Origin of the sequence: Leucobacter denitrificans (assembly GCF_014396385.1) — a bacterium.
Taxonomy (GTDB): Bacteria; Actinomycetota; Actinomycetes; order Actinomycetales; family Microbacteriaceae; genus Leucobacter; species Leucobacter denitrificans.
Genome location: NZ_CP060716.1, coordinates 1,313,098 through 1,337,277, shown reverse-complemented (window position 1 = coordinate 1,337,277; position 24,180 = coordinate 1,313,098). Strand labels below are relative to the sequence as shown.

Here is a 24,180-nt window from a genome sequence, read left to right as displayed (position 1 = left end):
GCGGCAAGTCAGCGCAAGTAGCTAAGGAATTCCACTGTGCATACCCAGCCCCCGTCCGCACTCCGCGTCGAAGGCCTCGGCCTGAAGATCGGTGGCGCCACGATCCTGAAAGACGTCAACCTTGACGTTCCGCAGGGCTCCATCGTCGGCGTCATCGGTCCGAACGGCGCAGGCAAGACGACCCTGTTCAACGTGATCTCTGGTCTCGTCACACCGACGAGTGGATCCGTGCACCTGCACGGCGACGACATCACGCGAACCTCGGTCGCTGCCAGGGCGCGGGCGGGGCTGGGCCGCACATTCCAGACCTCAAGCTACTTCCCAATGCTTACTGTGCTCGAGAACGTGCGTCTCGCAGCGCAGGTGTCCGAGGGCGGCAGCAACTCGCTGTTCCACTTTCCAAAGCGGGGCGACACCGCGACCGTCAAGGCACTCGAAAGCCTTGAGAAGGTCGGCCTCGCGCACAAGGCAGAGACACTCGCTGGGGACGTCTCGCACGGCGATAAGCGCAAGCTTGAGATTGCCGTGCTTCTCGTCTCCGAAGCGAGCCTCGTGCTGCTCGACGAGCCAATGGCTGGCGTCGCATCGGGCGATGTCACAGGTCTCGTGCAGAATATTCGAGACCTGCAGCAGGAGACCCAGTGCACCGTGCTCATGGTTGAGCACCATATCGATGTGCTGCTCGGGTTCGTCGACCGCGTTGCGGTCATGTACTTCGGCAACATCATCGCCTTCGACTCCCCACAGAACATTATGGAGAACCCGACCGTGCAGAGCGCCTACCTGGGGAAGACAGCATGACCGAACCAATTCTTACAGTGAACGGACTTCGCTGCTCGATCGCGGGCCAGCAGGTTGTTGAAGAAGTCACGTTCGAAGTGCCCGCAACCGGCATCACGGCAGTGCTCGGCCGCAATGGCGCGGGCAAGACGTCAACGCTCAGGGGCATTATGGGTTTGATCCACCGCACGGGCGAGGTTCGCCTCGCGGGTGAGCGGATCGACAACATGCCCACCCACAAGCTCGTACAGCGCGGCATTGGGTACGTACCCGAAGACCGCGAGGTGTTCAGCGCGCTCACCGTCGCCGAAAACCTGTCGCTCGCGGAGCGCCAGGCGGATCCACGTCGCGACTTCGTCGCCGCGCTCTTCCCAGACCTCGTCGAGCGCCGCAACCAACAGGCGGGAACCCTCTCGGGTGGCCAACAGCAAATGGTGTCGGTCGCACGCGCGCTCATCAATGACAACAAGATTTTGCTCGTCGACGAGCCCACGAAGGGCCTCGCCCCGAAGATCGTGCAAGAGGTCGCCGAGGCGCTTCAGGAGGCATCGAAGACCGTGCCCATTCTGCTCGTCGAACAGAACCTCGAGGTCGTGAAGCAGCTCGCCGATGACGCCATAGTCATCTCGAGCGGGCGCGTCGTGCACACAGGCAAGGCCCGCGAAATTCTCGACGACGAACAGCTCACCATGCAGCTGCTCGGCGTTCACGCAGACGAGGAGGCGCAGCTATGAGCTCAATCATTCTCGTACTCATCACGGGCGTCGGTCTTGGCGCGCTCTACTTCCTTGCAGCATCGGGCCTGAGCCTCATTTACGGCCTCATGCACGTGCTCAACTTCGCGCACGGCGCGTTTCTCACACTCGCGGCGCTCATCGGGTGGATGACGGCGCAAGCGCTCGGCACAGACACCTGGTTCGCGCTCGTGATCTCAGTGCTCGTCGGCGCACTCGTCGGCGGCATCTTCGCGACGCTCACCGAGCTGCTGCTCATCAGGCCGCTCTATGAACGCCATATTGAACAGGTGCTCGTCACAGTGGGCCTCGCGCTCGCCGCGACCGCACTGTTTGAGGGCATTTGGGGCGCCGACGCCGTCACCATCGCCGGGCCAGCCTGGCTCAAGCAGACGACGCTCGTGCTCGGCGCGAAGATCCCGAACGTGTACTGGATCCTCATTCTCGCCGCCGCGATCGTGCTCGCCGCACTCGTGATCTTCCTGAAGAAGACGCGCTACGGCATGATCATCAGGGCGGGTGTCGAGAACCGTTCGATGGTTACCGCGCTCGGCATCGATGTGCGAAAGGCGTTCACGCTCGTCTTCGCGATCGGTGGAGCCGCGGCTGGCATCGGCGGCGTGCTCACGATGCACTACATGACCTTCGTCTCGCCGCACATCGGCCAGACCCTGCTCATCTTCGCGTTCATCGTAACCATCGTCGGCGGGCTGGGCTCGCTGGCGGGCGCGGCCATCGCCTCGGTGATCGTCGCGGTGATGCAGCAGTTCGCAAACTTCTACCTTGGTGGCACCGGTGACTTCATCGTCGTCATCCTGCTCGCGGTGGTGCTGCTTGTCAGACCACAGGGCATCATGGGAAAGGCGGTCGCAAAATGACGATCCAGACCCAAGAATCAGGCATGCTCGAGACCGCGGCGACCCCGCAGCGGCAACGCAGCGGACTCATCCCGATCATTGTCGGTGTCGCGCTTGTCGTTTTCATGGCGGTGCTGCCGCTGCTCAACCTGCAGCTCCCAGGCATCTTGCCGACCGCGACCTACCAACCGGGCGCACTCGCGCTGCTGTCTCTCTGCATGGTCTTCGCGGCACTCGCGCTCTCGTACAACCTGCTGCTCGGTACCGCGGGCATGCTGTCGTTCGGCCACGCGCTCTCGTTTGGCGGCGGCGCGTATCTGCTCGGCATCACGCTCGACCAGTTCGGTGTGTCGCTCGTGCCAGCGACGCTCATCGCGATCATCGGCGGCCTCGTCATCGCGCTGGTGACGGGTGCAATCGCGAACCGTGTCTCTGGCATTCCGTTCGCGATGGTCACGCTGGCATTCGCCCAGGCGGGGTCGGTGCTCGTGCGCCGCAACGCGCAGGTCACCGGCGGCGAAGAGGGCCTGAGCCTCGAGACCGACGGGGTTCCCGACTTCCTCATCGGCGTCGTGAACACGCGCAATCTCTACTGGCTAATTCTCGGCATAGTTGTCGTTGTGTACCTCGTGGCACTGTGGGTGGATCGCAGCCGCCTCGGCCACCTCGCTCGTGCCGCGCGTGAGAACGAGCAGCGGGTGCGCGTGCTTGGCCTCCGCCCGTACACAGCCAAGCTCATCGTGTTCGTCATCGCGGCAGTGCTCGCGAGCCTCGCTGGTATGGGCTACATGCTGCTCCAGTCGGGCACCGTGCCGCGCGCGGTGTCGGCGGATCTCACGATCACCGTGCTCGTCATGGTGGTGCTCGGCGGTGTCGGGTTCCGCTGGGGCGCGATCGCCGGTGGCGTGATTTACACGCTGCTCGACCAGCGACTCACGGTGCTTGCGAAGGCCGACGTGATCCAGAATCTGCCCGACGTCTTGCGCATTCCGCTCTCGGAGCCGCTCTTCATTCTCGGCACACTGTTCATCCTTGTTGTGATGTTCCTCCCGGGCGGCATCGCGGGTACGCTCGACAAGGTATGGAAGCGCAGACGGCAGGTTCGGCCATGAGTGAGGGTTCACACGCATACACGGTCGGCCACTGGTTGCGCGATCGCGCGCAGCTTGCGGGGTCGAACATCGCGATCGATGACCGCGGTGTGCTCACGAGCTACGCAACACTCAACGAGCGGGCCGAGGCGCTCGCTGAGCGGCTGAGCCGCGCGGGGTACGGGGCCGGTGGGCGGATCGCCACAATCTCTGGCAACTCGACCGATCACGTGGTGGCATTCTTTGCCTGCGCGCAGCTCGGCATCGCGTTCGTGCCGCTGTCGTGGCGGCTCACCGCGAGTGAACTCGGGGAACTCATTCGCAGAAGCGAACCAGACCTGCTGCTCGTGGAAGACGAGTATGCAAGCCTCGGTGGGCAGGCGCTTCGCGCGCTCACCGATGGGGGGATAGGGGCGCCGACGTCTGCCGAACTCGGGCTGATGGGGGTTGAGCGCGAGGTGCCGAACGCCGCTGTGACGCGGCTGAGGCGGCAGGCGACCGGCGACGATCCACTGCTTGTCATCTACACGTCGGGCAGCGAGGCAGCACCCAAGGGCGTGATTCTCACGCACTCATCGTGCTTCTGGACCAACTTTGCGCTCTCGCAGGCCATGCCCATGACCGCTGACGATGTCGTGCTGTCGATGCTGCCGCAGTATCACGTGGCCGCGTGGAACGTGCAGCCGCTGCTCGCCTGGTGCATTGGGGCGACGGTCGTGCTCGAGCGATCATTTCAGCCGGGCCGAGTGTTGCAGCTCATCTGCGAGCGCGGCGTCACCACGATCATGGGCGTGCCGACGCAGTACCGCATGCTGTTCGACCAGCCCAATGTGCGCGACTCGAAGTTGTCGTCGCTGCGCCGCGTGCTCGTCGGCGGATCGTCGATATCCGAGCAGCTCGCGAGTGACGCGGCGGCGCTCGGGGTGCCGCTCACGCAGGGGTACGGGCTCACCGAGGCCGGCCCGAACGTGCTGCACCTTCAGCCGAGCGGCCTCAAAGAGCACCCGGGAGCGGTTGGCATGCCGTACCCGTCGGTCGAAACGCAGATCGTCGACCCCGAGACCCAACTGCCGCTTGCGGGGCCCGCAACCGGCGAGCTCTGGGTTCGCGGTCCGAGCCTGTTCGCGGGGTACCTCGATGATCCCGAGGCGACCGAGCGTGCCATGCACGACGGCTGGTTGCGCACGGGCGATCTTGTGACGCGCGATGCCGGGGGCGTGCATCGGGTGGTGGATCGGCTCAAGAACATCTACGTTTCAGGTGGCGAGAACGTTGCCCCCGCCGAGGTCGAGGCGGCGCTCATGACACATTCGCTCGTGTCGAATGCCGCGGTGGTCGGGGTCCCAGACCCGGTGTGGGGTGAGCGTGGTTACGCGTTCGTCGAGGCCGCGGCACCCGTCTCACCAGACGAACTGCTTGCGCACGCGCGGCTTCGCCTTGCGGCGTTCAAACTGCCAAGTCACGTTGAGGTCGTGGAGGAGCTGCCGCGATCCACCATTGAAAAAATTGACCGCGGCGAGCTGCGACGGCGAGCACTAAAGGCACTCGAAGTGCCCGGCTCGACTGAGTCGCACGACACACGCGGTGCCAGCGAAATGAAGGGGGCGGATCATGACGCAAATCGATGAGGTGTTTGTATCACCCGCGACAGGCCGACCGCTCACCAAGCGCGGCGAGGCGACGAGGCGGCGCATTCTCGAGGCCGCCGAAGACGTGTTTGCCGACCTCGGTTATCACGAGGCGTCGATCGTGAAGGTGACCGAGCGGGCAGGCGTCGCACTCGGCACGTTCTACCTCTACTTCGACAGCAAGCAGGCGATCTTTGAGGCGCTTGTTATTGATCTCAACGCTCGCGTGCGTCAGTCGATGACCGAGTCGATGGCCGGGGCTACGACCAGGCTTGAGGCCGAGCGCGGCGGGTTCGAGGGGTTCTTCAGGTTCACGGCCGAGCACCCGGCCCTGTACAGGGTCGTGCGCGAGGCGGAGTTCGTGTCTCCCGCGACCATGCGGCTGCACTATGAGCGCATCGTTGACGGGTACGCTGCGGGTCTTCGCGCAGCCCAGAGCGAGGGCGATATCGACCCGAGGCTCGATCCAGAAGTCGCCGCCTGGGCGCTCATGGGCATGGGTGAACTCATCGGCATGCGCTTCTTGTTGTGGGAGCAAGACAGCGAGGGCGCGAAGCCGACACGGATCGAGCCAGGCGTATTCGACGCGATGATGCTGTTCATCGCCAACGCACTCGGCTCAAACGAGCAACGAAAAGGGGAGGCATCATGACAGAACGTGATCTTGCGGGCCGTCGTGCCCTTGTCACCGGCGGTGCAAGCGGAATCGGGCTTGCTTGCGCTCAGGAGTTCGCGGGCCGCGGTGCGCACGTCATCATCGCCGACCTCAATGCGGAGGCGGCCGACCGGGCGGTTGCAGAGGTCTCGGCTGCGGGCGGCAGTGCCGAGTCATGGGTCGTCGACCTGTCAGACACGCAGGCGCTCGACTCACTCGAACTCAACGTCGATATTCTGCTCAACAACGCCGGAATCCAACGCGTGAGCCCAATCGAAGAGTTCGACCCCGAAGCGTTTCGCCTGATTCAGCGACTTATGCTTGAAGCACCGTTCCTGCTGATCCGTGCCGCGCTTCCGGGCATGTACGAGCGCGGGTGGGGCCGCATCGTGAACTTATCGAGCGTGCACGGGCTGCGTGCGAGCGCCTTTAAATCGGCGTACGTTGCGGCGAAGCACGGCCTCGAGGGACTCTCGAAAGTGACCGCTCTCGAGGGCGGCCCACACGGCGTCACGAGCAACTGCATTAACCCCGCGTACGTGCGCACCCCGCTCGTCGAGAGGCAGATCGCCGACCAAGCGAAGGTGCACGGCATTCCCGAGAGTGAAGTGGTTGAGCAGGTCATGCTCACCGAGAGCGCGGTGAAGCGCCTCGTCGAGGCCGATGAAGTTGCGTCGCTCGCGGGCTGGCTCGTGTCAGGCAAGGCGGGCATGGTGACAGGTGCGTCGTACACCATGGATGGCGGATGGAGCGCACGATGAGCACCCACACCTATCGCACGGTTGATGTGCCCGTTGCTGGCGGCGACCTGCGGGTCGGCGTGTGGGAGCCTGCCAGCATTGCGGACGCCGAGGTGCCTGGCGCTTTCGACTCCACCCGCGCCTCCGAGTCGTCACCCGCTCACGTGCCGAGCGTGCTCGCGATCCACGGCGTGACCGCATCGCACCTCGCGTGGCAGTTTGTTGTGGATCAGCTCCCGGGCGTGCGTCTGATCGCGCCCGATCTGCGCGGCCGCGGCCAGAGCGCTGATGTCGAGGGGCCCGCTGGCATGGCGACTCACGCGCGCGACCTGGTCGCGGTGCTCGACCACTTCGGCATCGAGTCGCTGCCGGTCCTGGGCCACTCAATGGGCGGGTTCGTTTCGGTCGTAATGTCGCACCTCGCACCCGAGCGAGTGGATCGCCTCATGCTCATCGACGGCGGCCTGCCGCTCGACGCACCCGCTGGAATCTCAGCGGAAGACCTCGTCGCTGCGATTCTTGGGCCGACCGCTGAGCGGCTTTCGAAGCGGTTCGATACGACCGAGTCGTACCTCTCATTCTGGCGAGCACACCCCGCGTTTCAAGAGTGGAGCGCTGAGCTCGACGAGTACTTCACCTATGACCTCGTCGCTGACGGCGAGCAATTTCGGCCCGCAACGAGCCTCGCGACAACGACCGAAGACACCGTCGACCTCAACACGGGCACCGCGCTCGTCGATGCGCTCGGCGCTCTGCCTGGGTTCGGGAAGCCGATCCACTTCATCACGGTGCCGAGGGGCCTGCAGAACGAGGCACCTGGGCTCTACGCGCCAGCGCATCTCGCTCGCTTACTCGAGGCGTTCCCATGTGTGGATCACGACCGCCTCGACGACCTCAACCACTACACGGTCGTCATGAGTGCGCGCGGCGCCGAGCGCATCGGCCCACTGCTGCGCGCCGCGACTTCTGTAGCGACCGCCCAATCCACCACCTAACTTCGAACCAAAGCGCGGGATTCATAGTGAAAATACTGGCTCGGGTCCAATTAATTGTTAAAGTACCAATGATCTAGCATCTCGCTCGATGGAAGCATTGTTCACGCGGGCATCAGATGGAGGACACTTCACGGCGCCTGCGAACTACTGATTGCGGAGTACTACAGATTATTTTTACCCCGCTTTCCCATCTTTGAGGAGCAATGGTGCATTTGAAGAAGAAACAAAGCCGGTTCATAACTGCAGTCGCACTCGGTCTTGGGGCCGCGGCCTTGCTATCTGCGTGTGCTCCGCAGTCGGTAACCGCGACCGCGGAGGGAGTACCTGCCGAAATCAGCGAGGCTCTCGCAGCGGAAGGCAAGGTTACTTTTACAGATAACCTCTATATGGAGAGTTCGATTCAGGCATATCTCATGGCTGCGGTTATCAATGAAGCTGGAGGGGAAGCAGACGTTCTGCAAGGTCGGCACCCCGAAACAATGGCAGCGATGTCAAATGGAGATGCGATTGTTTCTCTAGATATTTGGCGTTGGCAGTATCCGGACCTTTGGGAACAATATGTCGAGCAAGAAGGTGTCGTAGTAGAAGTTGGCACTTCTGAATACACGGGCGAGGAAGGTTGGTATGTTCCTAGCTACGTAGTCGAAGGTGACACGGAGCGGGGAATAGAACCAATGTGCCCTGGCTTGCCCGACTGGGAGGCCCTTAACGAGTGCGTGGACGTATTCAAGAGCGCTAAAACAGGTGACAAGGGCCAATACACAACGGGTGCTGAGGCTTGGGCAGATGCGTACGGTGATACTGACCGTATAGCAAATCTCGACCTCAATTATGAGATGGTTTTTGCGGGTTCAGAAGCGGCTCTGTTTGCTGACTTAACACGAGCATATGAGCAGGGCAAGCCATGGCTGGGCCTCATGTGGCGACCAAATTACATGACACACAAGTATGACCTCACGCGTGTTGATTTCCCTGAGTACTCCGACGAGTGCTGGGGCAATACCTATGCGTGCCAGTGGCCAGAAACAACTATTTACAAAATCGCGTCAACAGCTGTCCAAGAAGATCATCCGACTCTATTCGGCATCGTCGAAAACTATGGGATCACAAACGAGCAACTCCATGAAATGCAGTCGTTGGTGACGGATGACGGAATGTCGCCGGAAGACGCAGCGGAATCCTGGATGGATGAAAACACTGATATATGGCAGGCTTGGCTGACAGCCTAAGAGTAGGTACTAGAACTGTGACGATCTTAGAGCGCGATGCAGTGCCCGGGGTGCTTTCACGTGAATCAGCTTCAGGTTCACGTGAAAGCACCCGGCATGGTAGCCGGGGTAGTCGACGAGGATTTAGTTGGAGACAATGGTACTTGCTCCCGATCGCCATCGGAGCAGTAATTCTCTCTGCTTTTACGCTCAATTTGAGCGAATTCCCCCAAATTCTGAGACTGCGAATAGGTAGCCTACTAGAATCAGCTTTTGCCCTTTTTCGAGAAGACGCGACCTGGGTCTATGAACCATTTACCTCAGCGTTAGATATTTCATATGCGGCGCTACTAAACCTCTTCACTGGAATCTCACCTGTGGTGTTGGCCGTGGGCTTGCTGTGCCTTCTGGGTTACTTCCGTGGGTTGAAATTGGCACTATTAGGTCTTGTAACTTTCATATGGGTGGTAGCGACAGGTCTTTGGGAATATACGGTAGAAACCCTGGCATTCATGCTGGTTGGTGTGGGTGCCGCTTTCATCTTGGGCATTATCGTTGGCATGATCGGTGCAATAGGTCCGAGAATTAATGCAGCCGTTAATATATTCCTTGACTCTCTCCAAGCCTTCCCGGCCTTCGCTTATTTGGTTCCGGCGGTGTTCTTATTTGGAATGGGAAACACTGCAGCATTGGTCGTCACAGTGATCTATTCGCTCCCACCACTTGCGCGCATGACAAGTTTGGGGCTTCGAACTGCTTCTGAAGATACGATCGAGGCCGCTATCTCGGCTGGTGCAAACCCTAGACAGCTGCTTTTTGGTGTCAAACTCCCGCTCGCAAGGAACAGCATTCAGGCTGGAACCAATCAACTCATCATGTATGCGATCGCGATGGCGACGATGGCAGCTATGGTTGGTGCAGCGGGACTCGGTGCACCGGTCTGGAGCGGACTTTCCCGGCTAGCTTTCGGTGATGCGCTAGAGGGAGGAATCGCGCTCGTCTTGATCGCGATACTCATCGATCGTGCCTCAGATCCTAGTGGTCGCAACACGACTGTGTTCAAGACGCGAGTCTCAGGGGCTTCGGCTCAGATTCTCCGATCGCTCTGGGGTCGTCCTTGGGGCAAGGGGCACTATTATCTACTGACGTTCGTAGCTGCTGTTCTTGCCAGTCAATTACATCGGGGAACCTGGCAAGATTTCTCAGATCCGCCCTGGGGAGTGCTTGTCAATCTTCGGGAACCTGCTGATGCGTTCGTGCTCTGGCTCACTTTGAATTGGGGGCCGGTACTCGAAGACGTGAGCAATTTCGTTCAGACTTATGGGCTGAATGTGCTGGCAGATTTCTTTGGAAGCATCCCTTGGTATGTAGTCGTTGTCGCGACTGTAGTGATTGGGTACGTTCTGGTCGGCCGTATAGCGAGTTTGCTATTGGGTGCTGGAGTTATGTTCATCGGTGCTTTCGGGATGTGGCAGGAAACCGTGGAAACGATGGCCGTCGTTAGTACTTCCATCGGCGTGGTTGTCCTCATTGGCTTTCCACTCGGAATTCTTATGGCAATGAGTGATCCGGTGGCTCGAGTGTTGCGCCCCGTTCTCGACGTGATGCAAGCACTGCCTGTCTATCTGCTTATAATTCCGGCCGTAATGTTGCTTGGAATTGGAGAAGTTGCGGCGGTTTTGGCTACTGCAATTGCGGCGGTACCTCCCCTTATCCGATATACGAATGCCGCATTGAGAGGAGCTGATCCAGAGGTAGTGGAGGCAGCCACAATGTTCGGTGCGACCCCTGGGCAGATATTGAGGCAAGTTCGCATCCCTCTCGGTCTCAAAACGATTGCGATTGGTTTAAACCAGGCAATTCTCATGTCGTTGGTTATGGCTGTTGTAAGCGCGATGATCGGTGCTCCGGGATTGGGCTCGAGTATCCTCACCTCGGTACTCAAGGCAGATTTGGCGATCGGGTTTGAGGCTGGGCTTGCCATGTTCTTGCTGGCAGTGATTATTGATCGCCTCTTCAACGGGGCAACGAACTACTTGGCTGAGGCAAGACACTCAGCGGGATCGCCTGAGAAGGAATAAAAATGACTATGCAAGAAGTACGTGAGACCGCAGTCGGCGTTGGCGCTGGCACTTCGGTCACAGTGAAGAACCTTTGGAAAGTATTTGGACCTCACGCTGAACGGGTGGCAACGAAGCTTCAGGCTGGGCAGGATATTTCAGATTTGGCCGGACACACGGTTGCCGTGAATGACGTGAGTTTCTCAGTGAGTTCTGGCGAGACATTCGTAGTCATGGGCTTGTCGGGTAGTGGTAAGTCGACGCTCGTGCGGTGCCTTACTCGTCTGATCGAACCGACAGCTGGTGAAGTGTGGATTGACGACACCGAGGTTCGATCGTTGTCATCTGCGGCTCTTACTGAGATGCGTCGAAAAGATTGGTCAATGGTCTTTCAGCACTTCGGTCTGCTTCCCCATCGTCGAGTTTTGGACAATGTTGCATACAGTCTCGAGATTAGTGGTGTCCCGCGAGCGAAGCGTTATGCTCGGGCTCGAGAGGTGATTGAACTCGTTGGTCTTGGGAAGGTGGAAGGTAAATATCCCCAAGAGTTGAGTGGCGGCATGCGTCAGCGTGTTGGACTGGCGCGCGCTCTCGCGGTAAACCCACGACTACTTCTGTTGGATGAGCCTTTCAGCGCACTGGACCCGCTCATCAGAACTGATCTGCAGGACGAACTGATCCGACTTGCTCGGGTCATGCGTCAGACATCGATCTTCATTACTCATGACCTATCTGAAGCCCTCAAAGTTGGGGATCGGATTGCGATTATGAAGGATGGCAAACTGGTGCAGGTCGGAACCCCAGAGGATATCGTCTTGCGACCCGCGACAGAGTATGTGCGACGGTTTGCCGTCGAAGCCCCTCGAGCGAAAGTTGTGAAAGCTTCTGCGGTGACGAAACCGCTGATTAGAGTATCTGATTCGGAAACACCGGGCAATATTTTGACCAAGCTGGAGCGTGAGGGGCACCGAGCAGTTCTACTTGAGGGTGCTGAGACAGAGCCTCGCTTACTAGTGGCGGAGGAACTTCTCGCAGCGCACGTGCACGGTCGTGCGCTGTCAGAAATAGCACCGAAAAATGACCATAGCGTTAATGCAGATGCGCGTCTTGAATCAGTTATGGAATCCCTGTCGGCGGCGAACGGGCCGGTAGTGGTGCGAAGCGCATCAGGTGAAGCTATGGGTTACGTTGACGAGGCCTCGGTCGTGAGGGCACTTTCGGAAAAAGTAGAAGCTACTGACCTGTGAGCCCGCAGGCCCAGCGATAACTTCGGTGCTCGTAGCTGGCTCCCAGCGGGGATTTACGAAAGTAGGTTGGGAAACCTCAAAGAAGGTCTCCCAACCTACTTTTTCTTTAGCTTGTTAGTGCGCTGCGACAAAAAGCAGCGGCTACGCGAACCTCGGCGGAGCGTCTACGGTGAGGGCTGGGAGCAACCCCGTCCACTTCTCAATCTCGACGAGCGTGTGCTGCGCGGAGGTGCCTTGTGAGAGACGTGAGGTCGGAAGATCTGGAGTGAGTACGTTTGGGTTGCCATGACGGCAAAAAGATGGATCGTTTGGGTCTGGGTCATACCAGGCACCCGTGGCAATCTGGGCGACATTTTCAAGCAGCGCATCTGAAATGGCGAGCCCCGCTAGGCACGACCCGCGGTCATTGAAGATGCGAACGATATCGCCCTCGACGAGTCCTCGAGCCTTGGCATCCTGTGGATTCAAGCGCACGGGTTCCCTGCCTTGGATTTTGCTCCTTTGACTTTCCGCGCCAACGTCGAGTTGACTGTGGAGGCGAGTTTTGGGTTGGTTTGAAATGAGATGGAGTGGGAACTTGCGTGCCGGATCACCGAGCCACTCCTGCGGCGGCAACCAAACCGCATGTCCTGGGCAATCCTCGTACCCAAATGAGTCAACGTGTTCAGAGAAAATCTCGATCTTGCCCGATGGAGTGCGCAACGGGTTCGCAACCGGATCAGTACGGAAATCAGAGAACAACACCTGGTTCTCATTCTCTGCAGGGAGTTCAATAAAGTCCTGCTCCCAGAACTCGGTGAACTTTGGTACATCGATTCCTTTGGCAGCGAGGTGGATAGACCAATCGGCGTATAGGTGCTCCAGCCATTCGAATGCGGTGCGCCCCTCTGAAAACGACCAAAGCATTTCGTGTTTGGTGCTCATTTTTTGTTCTAAGGCAGCAAAAATTGCGTAGTCATCGCGTGCCTCTCCGGCCGGTTCGGTGAGTGCAGGCATCGGGAAGAAGCGTGGATCGTTTCGGCCGGCACCATAGTCGTCACGTTCGATCGACATGGTTGCAGGCAGCACGATGTCTGCGTGGCGAGCAGTGCTGGTCCAAAACTGTTCGTGCACCACTACCGTTGACGGCTGCTGAAACGCACGACGGAATCGAGCGAGATCTTGGTGGTGATGGAACGGGTTGCCGCCAACCCAATACACGAGCTCTATTCTCGGAAACGTTACTTCTGAGCCGTTGAACGGAATCGTTGCCCCGGGATTGAGTAAGAGGTCAGCAATTCGCGCGGCGGGAATGAAACCTTTCTCCTCATTTTTCCTCTGTGGAAACGAGGGGGTGCTGGAGACCCGTTTTGCCATACCGACATAAGCGACAGTGCCGTACCCATGTTGAAATCCGCCGCCCGGAAGCCCGACTTGACCGAGCATCGAAGCGAGTGTGATTCCAAGCCATATAGGTTGTTCTCCATGCGGCTGGCGCTGCATCGACCAGCTCAAGTTGATCATTGTCCGTGATCGCCCCATGCGCTGGGCAAGATTGCGTATCGTCTCCGCAGGAACTGCCGTGATCTCTGACGCCCATTCGGGTGTCTTGGGTATACCGTCCGTCTCTCCGAGGACATAAGCAATAAAGCGCCGATACCCTGTCGTGTACTTCTCGATGAAATGCTGATCCACCAACTCTTCGGTCTCGAGAACGAACGCGAGAGCCAGCATGAGTGCGGCGTCAGATCCGGGTCGCGGTGCGATCCACTCGGCATCGGCTTCTGCGAACGTATCGTCGCGGATCGGCGTTACGTCGACAAATTGGCACCCTCGTGCACGCGCTGTGCGTACCGCTGAGCGAGTTCCGTGCCCACTCACTCCACCCGGATTAATCGCGGTGTTCTTCTCCGACATCCCACCGAACGAGATAAACAGTTCAGTGTGCGCTGCTACGGTTTCCCAGGTTGAGGCGTTGGTCATGACGTCTGCAGGCCCGGTACCGATCACATGGGGCATGAGTGCGCCAGATGTGCCGTAACTATAGTCTCCGACTGATGAGACGTATCCCCCGAGACTGTTGAGAAATCGGTGCACTTGACTGAGTCCGTGATGAAAGCGACCTGCGCTTGCCCAACCGTAGGAGCCGCCATACACGGCCGATGATCCGTGCTCTTTGTACACCCTGCAGAGTTCGTCTGAGAGTAGTTCAAGCGCGGTTTCCCAGTCCACCTCTACGAATGGCTCATCGCCGCGCCCGGCACCACCTGGGCCGCGCTCAAGCCATCCTTGGCGAACGGCCGGCCGTAGTATGCGCGCCGGGTGGTGTTGACTGCTTGCAACATTGTCTATAACTGGGCGCGGGTCGGGATCGCCAGACCATGGCCGTGTTCTCAGCGTTTTGCCGTCGGAATCTGCCTCGAACACTCCAAAATGAGTGAGGTGAAGTCGCCCCATTGCTTACCCTTCAGCTAGTTTCAGATGCTTCATCGCTGTAGCCAGCGAACAGTATCTCAAGTCGCCCCACCATTGGTATCTTTCCAATAATGTCAGTCCGGCCCAAGGATCCCGCTGAACCTGAACCGCCATTTTGCGAGGTTGAGACGAAATCTGAACGTCAAACGCCAGATTGTTGCTTGGGGCGTTTGCAGCGCCGGAGAAAAGATAGGCCCCTCCGATTTCAGGAAGCCGAAGCTCTAGCCTTGGAGGGGCGCTGTCACTTCCATGCTACATGCCTAGACGTGTGGTCATCTCCGGCTTCGGGTACTTGTGGAAAACTCCGAGCCCCGGCGTAGTGTGGGGGTATGCGTGCAATCATTGCTGATCAGGCCGGTGGACCAGAAGTTCTGAAGTTTCGCGAGACTGAGGTCCCCGAAGCTGGGCCGGGCGAACTGCTTGTTGAAACGCGAGCGGTGGGCGTGAACTTCATCGACACGTACCAACGATCGGGGGTCTACTCAGTCGATTTTCCGTTCACGCCCGGCAATGAAGCGTCGGGGCTCGTGATCGGCTTTGGCGAGGGCGTCACCGGATTCGCAGTAGGTGATCTTGTGACCACCTCGGAGGCGAAGAAGACCTATGCCGAACAATTCGTTGTCTCCGCCGAGGGCGCTGTTCGAGTGCCCGAGCAACTCGCAGCGAAGTTGCCAGCCGAGGTCGCCGCAGCTTTGCCCTTGCAAGGCCTGACGGCGCATTACCTCGCAACCTCTGCCGCACACGCACAGCCAGGCGACACCGTGCTCGTGCACGCGGGTGCCGGAGGCGTCGGCCTCGTTTTGACGCAGTTGTTGGTCGAACGCGGGATCCGCGTCATCACCACGGCGTCGACGCCCGAGAAGCGCGAGCTCAGTTCGGCAGCGGGAGCGAGCGAGTCGATCGACTACGCCGGTTTCGGCGATCGCGTGCGCGAACTCACGGGCGGCGAGGGCGTTGCGGTGGTCTACGACGGCGTTGGCAAAGACACCTTCGATGAGTCGCTCGCGACACTTCGCACGCGCGGCGAGTTCGTGCTTTTCGGTGGATCGAGTGGCCAGGTACCGCCGTTTGACCTGCAACGTTTGAACGCTGGTGGATCGCTCTCGATCACCCGCCCCTCGCTCGGACACTTCTTGCGCACGCCCGAGGAGCGCGAGTGGCGCTACAAGGAACTCTTCGACTCGCTCGAGAACGGAACCCTCGATCTGCGGGTCGGCCAGACCTTCCCGCTCGCCGAGGCCGCGACCGCGCACACCGCGCTCGAGTCACGCGCGACCACAGGCAAGGTCGTGCTCATTCCGTAGGTGGATCAGCAGCGAGCACGACCCCTGGGTTGAGAATGCCTTGGGGGTCGAGCGCCTGCTTGATGCGGTGATTGAGCTCGAGCACATCGGGGCCGAGATAGTCGCCGAGCCAGGGCTGTTTGAGCCTGCCGACCCCATGCTCGCCGGTGATGGTGCCGCTGAGCGAGATCGCGAGATCCATCACTTCGCCGTACGCAACATGTGCGCGAGCGTGCTGCGCCTGGTCGGTCGGGTCGAGCACCACGAGCGGGTGCGTGTTCCCATCGCCAGCATGCGCAATCACCGCGATCGTGACGTCATTTCGGGCGCCGATCTCTGCAATCCCGGTGACGAGGTCGCTCAAGCGAGGAATCGGCACACCGACATCTTCGTGCAGCAGAGCTCCCTGCTTCTCGAGCGACGAGATGGCGATCCGTCTTGCGACGATGAAGGCAGCGCCCTCGTCCGCGTCATCGGTTGAGTAGCACTCCGACGCTTCGTGCTGGTTGCAGAGCTGTTCGATCGCGGCGATCTCTGTGGCCGCCTGGTCGGGACTCTCGTCGGACTGCACGAGCAGCATCGCTTCGGCCCCGCGATCGAGTCCCATGCGTAGCTGATCCTCGGCGGCGTTGATGCAGATGCGATCCATGAGCTCAAGCATCGACGGCCGCATTGTTCGCGTAATTGCGAGCACCGCATCTGTGGCGTTGGTGAGCGACGGGAAGAGGGCGACGAGCGTCGTTGGTGTGCGCTGGGCAGGGACCAATCGAAGCTGCACCTCGGTGATCACACCCAAGGTGCCTTCGCTCCCAACGAAGAGCTTCGTAAGCGACAGCCCAGCAACATCTTTGATGCGCGGGCCACCAAGCGTCACTGCGCGCCCGTCAGCAAGCACCACGGTCATGCCGAGCACGTAGTCGGTCGTCACGCCATACTTCACGCAGCAGAGGCCGCCAGCGTTTGTCGCAACGTTGCCGCCGATCGAGCAGAACTCAAATGACGATGGATCGGGCGGATACCACAGCCCGTGCTCCGCAGCGGCGGCCTTCACCTCGGCATTAAACGCTCCGGGCTGCACCGTCGCAATGCGGGTGGCCGGGTCAACAGAGATGTCGCGCATGCGTTCGAGCGAGAGCACGATGCCGCCATCGATCGCAGTCGCACCACCTGAGAGACCCGAGCCAGCACCCCGCGGCACGACGGGAGTGCCGGTCGCGGCTGCGAACCGAACGACCGCCTGCACGTCTGCGGTCGAGGTTGCCCTCACCACAGCGATGGGTGTTCCAGCGTGTGGATCCGCAGCGCGATCACGGCGGTACGCTTCCATGCGATCCGAGTCAGTAATGACCGCTCCCTCCGGAAGCAGTGCCGCAAGATTCTTGAGGGTGGTCATGTGCTCTGAAGCCATACCCCAGATTAAGCCGTTGGGCTGCTCACGAGCGACTCTTTCTTCGCGCGGCGCAGTGCGTGGAGGAGCGGCTCGGTGTACCCCGACGGCTGCGATGCACCCTCGAGGATGAGGCGACGAGCGGCCTCGAACGCGAGACCCGGTGTCTGGCCATCTGCCCCCAACAGTGCCTCGTAGAGTGGGTCGCCTGCGTTCTGCCGATCCACCACCGCCGAGTGCTTCTCGAGCGCCGCATCGACCTGTGCCTCAGTGATCACGCCGTGCAGCAACCAGTTGGCGAGCAGCTGAGACGAAATGCGCAGGGTCGCGCGATCCTCCATGAGCGCAACGTCGTGAATGTCTGGAACCTTCGAGCAGCCTACGCCCTGGTCGATCCACCGCACGACGTACCCAAGGATCGACTGCGCGTTGTTCTCGAGTTCGGTCTGCACCACCTCAGCAGTGAGGTCGGCGGGCGACGCGAGCGGAATATCGAGCAGCGCATCGAGCGAGTCGGGCGATGCGGGCGGCAGCGCTGCGCGAGCCTTGAATGCGTCGACAAGGTGATAGTGCGTCGCGTGCAGGGTCGCCGCGGTCGGCGACGGAACCCACGCCGTCGAAGCGCCCGAGCGCACGTGCCCAATCTTCTGCTCAAGCATGTCGGCCATGAGATCCGGCATCGCCCACATGCCCTTGCCGATCTGCGCATGGTCATCGAGCCCACACGCAACACCGATATCGACGTTGCGCGCCTCGTAAGCTGGCAGCCAGCGCTCGCCGCGTATCGCAGCCTTCGGCAAGAACGGGCCGGCGTGCATCGAGGTGTGGATCTCATCACCCGTGCGATCAAGGAACCCTGTGTTGATGAACACGACACGGTCGCTCGCCGCGGCAATCGAGGCTGCGAGGTTCGCCGATGTGCGGCGCTCCTCGTCCATTATGCCGACCTTCAGCGTGAGTGCGGGGAGGCCGAGGAGCTGCTCGACGCGACCGAACAACTCGGCGGTGAACGCGGCCTCGTCGGGGCCGTGCATCTTGGGCTTCACGATGTACATCGACGGGGTGCGCGAGTTGGCTTGAGCGCCGCGAATGTCGTCGAGCGAGCCAAGCGCGGTCATGATCGCGTCGATGATGCCGTCGGGTGCCTCTGCCCCGGTGCGATCGAGGATCGAGTCGCTCGTCATGAGGTGACCGACGTTGCGCACGAAGAGCACCGAGCGGCCTGGGAGCACGAGCTCGCTTCCGTCAGGCGCCGTGTAGGTGCGGTCTGGGTTGAGCGCGCGGGTGAATGTCTTGCCGCCCTTCGCTACCTCCTCGGTGAGGGAGCCGTCCATGAGCCCGCGCCAGTTGCGGTATCCGAGTGCCTTGTCCTCGGCGTCGACCGCCGCGATCGAGTCCTCAAGATCCATGATCGTGGTGAGCGCTGATTCGAGCACGATGTCTTGCACGCCCGCGTCGTCCGTCGCCCCGATCGAACCGGAGCCGTCGATCACGATCTCGAGGTGCAGTCCGTTGTGCACGAGCAGCACCGAGTCGGGTGCTTCTGCCGAGCCGGTGTAGCCAGCGAACGCCGAGGGTGTTGCGAGCTTTGCTTCTGATCCACCGTGCAGCGACACGATGAGTTCGCCGTCGCGCACCGAATAGCCCGTGGCATCAGCGTGTGAGGCGCCGCGCAGGGGAGCTGCGGTGTCGAGCAGTTCGCGCCCGCGTGCGATGACCGCGGCACCGCGGGTCTCGTTGTACCCAGAGCCCGGGGCAAGCTCACCCTCTTGCGAAATCGCGTCGGTGCCGTAGAGGGCGTCGTAGAGCGAGCCCCAGCGCGCGTTTGCCGCGTTGAGTGCGAAGCGAGCATTAAGAATGGGCACCACGAGCTGCGGTCCGGCGAGGCTCGCAACTTCGGGAGCAACGCCGGTTGTGGTGACCTGCACGTTGCTCGGCTCTGGCTGCAGGTAGCCGATCTCGGTGAGGAGGGCGCGGTAGGCGGCGGGGTCTGGGCGGCCGGGGTTGGTGCGATGGTAAATATCGATTTGCGCCTGGAGGTCTTCGCGAATCTTCAGAAGCGCAGCGTTGCGGGGAGCTAGATCGTGCACGATGTCACTCACACCGGCCCAGAACCCTGCGGGGTCGAGATTGTGACGCTCAAGGCTTTCCTCGGCGAACGCGATGATCGGTTCTGCGACGGACAGGTCTGCGCGGCTGGCGTAAGTGGTCATGCTGTACTCCGAGATCTTCGAGGGTCGGTGCCGATTTGGCCCTATACCTCCTCACGATAGGAGAAATTCTTGTTTTTGGAATCCCTATTTCGTATCGTGGAATCTATGAGTGCAGAATCGTCCCAGGCAGGCCAAGTGCAGTCCGTTGTTCGTGCCTTCGCGCTGCTCGAGGTGCTCGCGCAGGCCGACGGTGAGCTCACGCTTGCCGAGATCGCCGATCGGGCGGATCTCGCGCAGCCCACAACACACCGCTTGCTTCGCACGCTGCTCGACTTAGGCCACGTGCGCCAGCTCGAGAACCGGCAGTACGCGCTCGGTCCCGGGCTCATGCGTCTCGGGGAGCGGGCGACGCCGAGGCTCGCAGAGCGCGCCCGGCCGGTGCTCGTTCGGCTTGAAGACGTTGCGCAGGAGACGGCGAATCTCGCGGTGCTCGACGGTGACCTCGTGACCTACATTGCCCAGGTGCCCTCGCGGCATCACATGCGCATGTTCACCGAGGTCGGTCGCCGGGTGCTGCCGCACGCGAGCGGGGTCGGCAAGGCGATGCTCTCGACGCTGTCCGAGGTGCGCGTTCGAGATCTCACCGAGCGCACGGGCATGCCTGGTTATACCGCGACGACGCACACCACTGCCGATTCGCTCGTGGTGGATCTCCGCGACGCCAGGCGCCGCGGCTTCGCCATTGATGACGGGGAGCAGGAGGTCGGCGTGCGTTGCATCGCGGTCGCGATTCCCGGATCCACACCCCCTGCGGCGGTGTCGATTTCGGGCCCGAGCGCGCGAATTACCGACGCGATCGTCGAGACCGCGGTCACAGAACTCACGCGCGCTGCCGCCGAGCTCGCCGCCGTGTGAGTGGCGCGGCACGAGCGCGCCTTACGGCACGCGGCGCAGCCACTCCTCGGTGTTGAACTTCTGCTCCACGAGACGCTCCGCCGCATCCCACTCACCCTCGGTGACCTCGCCCATCACACCACCGTGACGGCGCTGGAACACCTCGATCATGCGCTTAACAATCTCTGCACGGGGGAGCCCGGTCTGGCTTTTCAGCGGATCCACACGCTTCTGCGCGCTCGCCGTGCCCTTGTCGGAAAGCTTCTCGCGGCCAATGCGAAGCACGTCGGTCATAGCGTCCTGATCCATGTCATATGCCATCGTGACGTGGTGCAAAATCGCGCCCGAACCGAGGCGCTTCTGCGCAGCCCCGCCGATCTTGCCATGTGGGCTCGTGATGTCGTTCAACGGCTTATACACGGCGTCGATGCCGAGTGACTTCAGCGCCTCGAGCACCCAGTCATCGAGGTAAGCATAGGAATCGGCGAACGACATGCCGCGCACGAGCTCGCCCGGAATGTACAGCGCATACGTGATCGAGGACTCGGGTTCCATGTACATCGCGCCACCGCCGGTGATGCGGCGTACGATCTTCGATCCACGCCTCTGGGATGCCTCTTCATCGACCTCGTTCTTCACCGACTGAAAACTGCCGATGAAGACTGCGGGCTCGTTCCACTCCCAGATGCGCAGCGTCGGGCCGCGAAGCCCCTCGCCAACCGCGGTCGTGAGCACTTCGTCGAGCGCCGCGTTCAGCATCGGGGCGACGGGCGGTTCGTGCAAGATCTGCCAGTCGTAGTCTCGCCAGTGAGCGGCCCCGGTGACGCCGCGGCGGATCGCGATGCCCACCGAATCTGGCGTGAATCCGAGCAGGTGCACCTCGCTCGGCAATTCTTTGCGGATCGCATCAGCGAACTCTTCAATGGTCGCGTTCGGGCTCATTCCTTCGACCGCGCGATTGATGTCGTGCAGCGCTTCATCGGGTTCAAGGAAGAAGTCGCCAGAGAGACTGAAGTCTGAAATCTTGCCATCTACAAGTTCGAAGTCAACGACCACGAGCTTGCCGCCGGGAACTTTGTACTCACCGTGCATCACTGCCTCCTTCACGAAGTTGTTACCAGGCTACTCTCTGCTGGCAAAAGCGCCACAACCTCTGTGTATCGGATGCGCTTTCGTCATTCTCGTTTGTGCTTGTGTGTCACAGATGACACTTTCCAATTTGTGTCATTTGTGACACGTTCGCTATTGTGTCATCTATGACACATCGACTATTGTGTCACGTATGACACAAGGTGCGAGTAGATTACGCCGCCAGGTGCGCTCACCTCGCGGTATGGGGGCATTTGTCGCGGAGCGCCGTGAATACCTCGGGCTTACGCAGCAGGAGCTTGCTGACCGCGCCCTCGTAAGCCGGTCCTGGGTGGCCCGTTTCGAGCGAGATGGATCCTCAGCGGTTCTGTATCGCGTAATGGATGTACTCAGTGTGCTTGGCGTATCCATATATGCCGAAATAGAGGAGGCTCGCGATGATTGAACTCGACGCATACCTCGACGGGGCCCTGATTGGAAGAGTGGTGCAGTCGAGCGGCGGGTCAACGGAGTTCACATACGATGACGAGTACCTGGCAAACCACCACACCCCACTGTCGCTCTCAATGCCTATGGAGCGAGCACGGCACGGGAATAAGCCGGTCAGAGCATTTCTCGCGGGGCTGCTGCCTGACAGTGAGGGTCGTCTCAAAGCAATTGCAAGCCAACACCAAGTCAATTGGAAGAATCCGGTCGCACTGCTGCAATACATGGGATCTGACGCGGCTGGGGCCGTTCAACTGCTCCCCTCAGGGGCCGAAAGCAGCGACGCCGCCATACGTCAGGGTGACGTAACTCTTCATGATGACGATGAGTTTGCTGAAATGATTGCGGAGATCATCAGAAACAAGGAAACCTGGGCTGCCTCAAAACGTGGCGGCAAGTGGAGCCTTCCAGGCGCGCAACCCAAAGTTGCACTGCATAAGACTGCGCAAGGCAACTGGGCCACGCCGAACGACTCAACTCCGACAACACATATTCTCAAACCATCCGTTCCTCCATACTCAGACCACCACATCAATGAGTTCATGACAATGACTGCTGCGCGGCACTTGGGTTTGAACGTTGCCCGCGATGAAGTCATTCGAACAGTTGCGGGGGATCATGTTTTCGTATCCCAACGGTACGACCGTGAGCTGCGCGACGGAACCTGGCGAAGACTGCACCAAGAAGACCTGTGCCAAGCAATGTCAGTGATGCCGGACCAGAAGTACCAAACTGACGGTGGCCCGAGTGTGAAGCAGATTGCTCGTCTCCTCAGGGGCTCGGTTGATATAGCGAACAGGCAATCGACACTGCGTTCCTTCTTCAAGTCGCTGGTGTTCAACGTCGCCATGCAAGGGACAGACGCGCACGCAAAGAACTACTCGCTCCTACTCAACAACAAAGAAGTGAAGCTTGCGCCACTGTATGACTTGGGTAGCCATGCGGCGTACCCGTCAGCAACTGGTTCCCCACTGGAACTAGCGATGTCGATTGACGGGAAGTATCGGATCGACGCTGTGGGTGTAGAACAGCTCGTGAACGTCGCCAAGTCTCTAGACATCGATGAACTTGAAGCAAGAGAGCTGACTGACGCGATCTTCTCAAAAACTGCGGAGGCGTTCTCCACTGCTGGTGATGAGGCGCGGCAACTACCGGGTCTCGATGACGAAGGCAGTCGCAAGTTCATCGACAGCCTGGTTGATGCGATCGCAAGTTACAGCGCGGCACGTGGGTGGATCACTTGAGCAGTTCAAACCCCAACGTCGTAGGCAAGTGAGCTGGATCCGTTAGAGTCCGGCCCTGTCGTTATAGACCCAAAGGTAGGCATCTTCCAGCGACCCACGGAATGGCACACCGTAGCTCACTGAGGCTTTGAAATATCCGCCTCTATCCCCTGGAAGGAAAATCTCATACTGATCGTCCCCCGCTGTGACGAAATTGAACGCCCGTAGAGTTAGATTTGACTCAGTACTATCGGCAGCAATCCAAATAAGATCGTCAGCCCCAGATTCGGTGTACCCGAGAACCATCATGCTTTCAATAAACTCTTCGCGGTTCATGAAGTCTCCTTTCTGCAAACAGCGCTGGCCTTCAGGCGCGGTCAGTCGGGGCCGTCAGTGGTTCGGCATTGCCGCGACGATATTGGCGACCGATTCGCCATTTAGTGCAAACGAGTCGTCGGAACCGCCATTGATCATCAGGCCAGTACCAGCCGGAATTGCACGAAAAAGTTGGGACCCAATAAAGGATGCAACGTACTGGGTTTCGACCCCAGCTTTCTCTATTTCTTTGGAATGAGTGAAAGCGACAACGTAGCTTTCTCCGTTACGCGACGTAAGCAGTGGGCAGAAGTCGACCTTGCCAGCGATATACGATTCGTGAGCAGGAACCAGCAGATTGGACTCCAGGATTGTTGCTATGAGCACTGGCAGTTCAATATCTCCACCGCGGGCCGCAAGAATTGCGCGTTCAGTTAAGTTCATTGAAACGCTTATCCTCTGCGATCCAAGACAATCTGCGGATGGCATCTTCCAACGACCCACGGAATGGCACACCGTAGCTCCCTGAGGCCTTGAAGAAAAGATTTCGCTCGCCGGACTGCCAGATTTCGTATTGGTCGTCTTTCGCACGAACAAAGTTGAAAGTCCGCAGTGCGAGGTTGGAATTGTCCGAGGGAAAGTGGATCAAATTGATCTTCTCGAATCAGCTTCGAAAGACGTAGCCGACGAATAAACAGTTCCAGCGCATCGGCCTCATTGCCGAACTGTTTCACTGCCCCGACTACCGCTCGTTCATCCGTATTCACCACGAACCATGACCCATGATCTTCGTAGATAGCTACGCAATCAACCATATTTTTAGGTGTCTCAAACCACACATAATTCTCATGTTTCTCCTTGCGAATAATTTCTAACGCTTCATCACGATGCATTGTTGCCA

The 24,180-nt window shown here is 59.9% G+C and carries 21 protein-coding genes; 15 read left to right on the top strand and 6 right to left on the bottom strand.

From position 1 onward, the window contains the following. Positions 1-36 precede the first annotated feature (36 nt). The 11 genes from H9L06_RS06400 (at position 37) to H9L06_RS06350 (ending at position 11,995) form a co-directional block, all read left to right on the top strand. Positions 37-801, top strand: coding sequence for an ABC transporter ATP-binding protein (locus tag H9L06_RS06400; protein ID WP_187554426.1), 765 nt, complete (start codon positions 37-39; stop codon positions 799-801). After that, the gene (locus tag H9L06_RS06395; protein ID WP_187554425.1) at positions 798-1,514 is read left to right on the top strand and encodes an ABC transporter ATP-binding protein; all 717 of its coding nucleotides are present in this window, start codon (positions 798-800) and stop codon (positions 1,512-1,514) included. Before H9L06_RS06400 ends, H9L06_RS06395 begins: the two co-directional genes overlap by 4 nt. Then, on the top strand, positions 1,511-2,392 hold the full coding sequence (locus H9L06_RS06390) for a branched-chain amino acid ABC transporter permease (protein WP_187554424.1): 882 nt from the start codon (positions 1,511-1,513) through the stop codon (positions 2,390-2,392). The genes H9L06_RS06395 and H9L06_RS06390 overlap by 4 nt, the downstream gene beginning before the upstream one ends. A gap of 23 nt (positions 2,393-2,415) precedes the next feature. Continuing rightward, positions 2,416-3,483 (top strand): branched-chain amino acid ABC transporter permease, encoded by a 1,068-nt coding sequence (locus tag H9L06_RS06385; RefSeq protein ID WP_187556394.1) that lies wholly within the window; start codon positions 2,416-2,418, stop codon positions 3,481-3,483. After that, complete coding sequence (locus H9L06_RS06380; protein ID WP_246454278.1) at positions 3,480-5,090, top strand: class I adenylate-forming enzyme family protein; 1,611 nt, start codon at positions 3,480-3,482, stop codon at positions 5,088-5,090. Before H9L06_RS06385 ends, H9L06_RS06380 begins: the two co-directional genes overlap by 4 nt. After that, complete coding sequence (locus H9L06_RS06375) at positions 5,074-5,742, top strand: TetR/AcrR family transcriptional regulator (protein ID WP_187554422.1); 669 nt, start codon at positions 5,074-5,076, stop codon at positions 5,740-5,742. The genes H9L06_RS06380 and H9L06_RS06375 overlap by 17 nt, the downstream gene beginning before the upstream one ends. Next, positions 5,739-6,506 carry a 3-hydroxybutyrate dehydrogenase gene (locus tag H9L06_RS06370; RefSeq protein WP_187554421.1) on the top strand — a complete coding sequence of 256 codons (768 nt, stop codon included), beginning with the start codon at positions 5,739-5,741 and terminating at the stop codon, positions 6,504-6,506. The genes H9L06_RS06375 and H9L06_RS06370 overlap by 4 nt, the downstream gene beginning before the upstream one ends. Further along, positions 6,503-7,480 (top strand): alpha/beta fold hydrolase, encoded by a 978-nt coding sequence (locus H9L06_RS06365; protein WP_187554420.1) that lies wholly within the window; start codon positions 6,503-6,505, stop codon positions 7,478-7,480. Before H9L06_RS06370 ends, H9L06_RS06365 begins: the two co-directional genes overlap by 4 nt. Before the next feature lie 203 nt (positions 7,481-7,683). Beyond that, entirely contained in the window at positions 7,684-8,709 is a 1,026-nt protein-coding gene (locus H9L06_RS06360) for a glycine betaine ABC transporter substrate-binding protein (protein ID WP_187554419.1), read from the top strand. Positions 8,710-8,852: 143 nt separating this feature from the next. Next, positions 8,853-10,769 carry an ABC transporter permease gene (locus tag H9L06_RS06355; RefSeq protein WP_187554418.1) on the top strand — a complete coding sequence of 639 codons (1,917 nt, stop codon included), beginning with the start codon at positions 8,853-8,855 and terminating at the stop codon, positions 10,767-10,769. A 2-nt stretch (positions 10,770-10,771) separates the two neighbouring features. After that, entirely contained in the window at positions 10,772-11,995 is a 1,224-nt protein-coding gene (locus H9L06_RS06350; RefSeq protein ID WP_187554417.1) for a quaternary amine ABC transporter ATP-binding protein, read from the top strand. Between the two features lie 141 nt (positions 11,996-12,136). On the opposite strand, the gene H9L06_RS06345 is transcribed toward H9L06_RS06350, so the two are convergent. After that, the gene (locus H9L06_RS06345; RefSeq protein ID WP_187554416.1) at positions 12,137-14,431 is read right to left on the bottom strand and encodes a molybdopterin-dependent oxidoreductase; all 2,295 of its coding nucleotides are present in this window, start codon (positions 14,429-14,431) and stop codon (positions 12,137-12,139) included. A 347-nt stretch (positions 14,432-14,778) separates the two neighbouring features. On the opposite strand from H9L06_RS06345, the gene H9L06_RS06340 reads away from it, so the two are divergent. Beyond that, positions 14,779-15,753 carry a quinone oxidoreductase family protein gene (locus H9L06_RS06340; RefSeq protein ID WP_187554415.1) on the top strand — a complete coding sequence of 325 codons (975 nt, stop codon included), beginning with the start codon at positions 14,779-14,781 and terminating at the stop codon, positions 15,751-15,753. Here H9L06_RS06340 and H9L06_RS06335 read toward each other — a convergent pair. Both H9L06_RS06335 and H9L06_RS06330 read right to left on the bottom strand, forming a co-directional pair. Continuing rightward, positions 15,743-17,140, bottom strand: coding sequence for an FAD-binding oxidoreductase (locus H9L06_RS06335; RefSeq protein ID WP_187554414.1), 1,398 nt, complete (start codon positions 17,138-17,140; stop codon positions 15,743-15,745). The genes H9L06_RS06340 and H9L06_RS06335 overlap by 11 nt on opposite strands. A gap of 8 nt (positions 17,141-17,148) precedes the next feature. After that, on the bottom strand, positions 17,149-19,332 hold the full coding sequence (locus H9L06_RS06330; RefSeq protein WP_187554413.1) for a malate synthase G: 2,184 nt from the start codon (positions 19,330-19,332) through the stop codon (positions 17,149-17,151). 105 nt (positions 19,333-19,437) lie between these two features. On the opposite strand from H9L06_RS06330, the gene H9L06_RS06325 reads away from it, so the two are divergent. Then, positions 19,438-20,187 carry an IclR family transcriptional regulator gene (locus H9L06_RS06325; RefSeq protein WP_187554412.1) on the top strand — a complete coding sequence of 250 codons (750 nt, stop codon included), beginning with the start codon at positions 19,438-19,440 and terminating at the stop codon, positions 20,185-20,187. Positions 20,188-20,208: 21 nt separating this feature from the next. Here H9L06_RS06325 and lplAB read toward each other — a convergent pair whose 3' ends face one another. After that, positions 20,209-21,258 carry a lipoate-protein ligase LplAB gene (gene lplAB / locus H9L06_RS06320; RefSeq protein ID WP_187556393.1) on the bottom strand — a complete coding sequence of 350 codons (1,050 nt, stop codon included), beginning with the start codon at positions 21,256-21,258 and terminating at the stop codon, positions 20,209-20,211. A 190-nt stretch (positions 21,259-21,448) separates the two neighbouring features. On the opposite strand from lplAB, the gene H9L06_RS06315 reads away from it, so the two are divergent. Both H9L06_RS06315 and H9L06_RS06310 read left to right on the top strand, forming a co-directional pair. Next, a complete protein-coding gene (locus H9L06_RS06315) occupies positions 21,449-21,700 on the top strand; it encodes a helix-turn-helix domain-containing protein (protein WP_187554411.1) in 252 nt (83 codons plus the stop codon). Further along, positions 21,693-22,985: a type II toxin-antitoxin system HipA family toxin gene (locus H9L06_RS06310; RefSeq protein ID WP_187554410.1), complete on the top strand. Its 1,293-nt coding sequence runs from the start codon at positions 21,693-21,695 to the stop codon at positions 22,983-22,985. The genes H9L06_RS06315 and H9L06_RS06310 overlap by 8 nt, the downstream gene beginning before the upstream one ends. A 42-nt stretch (positions 22,986-23,027) precedes the next feature. Here H9L06_RS06310 and H9L06_RS06305 read toward each other — a convergent pair whose 3' ends face one another. Further along, positions 23,028-23,300, bottom strand: coding sequence for a hypothetical protein (locus H9L06_RS06305; RefSeq protein ID WP_187554409.1), 273 nt, complete (start codon positions 23,298-23,300; stop codon positions 23,028-23,030). Between the two features lie 54 nt (positions 23,301-23,354). Further along, positions 23,355-23,723 carry an SseB family protein gene (locus H9L06_RS06300; RefSeq protein ID WP_187554408.1) on the bottom strand — a complete coding sequence of 123 codons (369 nt, stop codon included), beginning with the start codon at positions 23,721-23,723 and terminating at the stop codon, positions 23,355-23,357. Between the last annotated feature and the right edge of the window lie 457 nt (positions 23,724-24,180).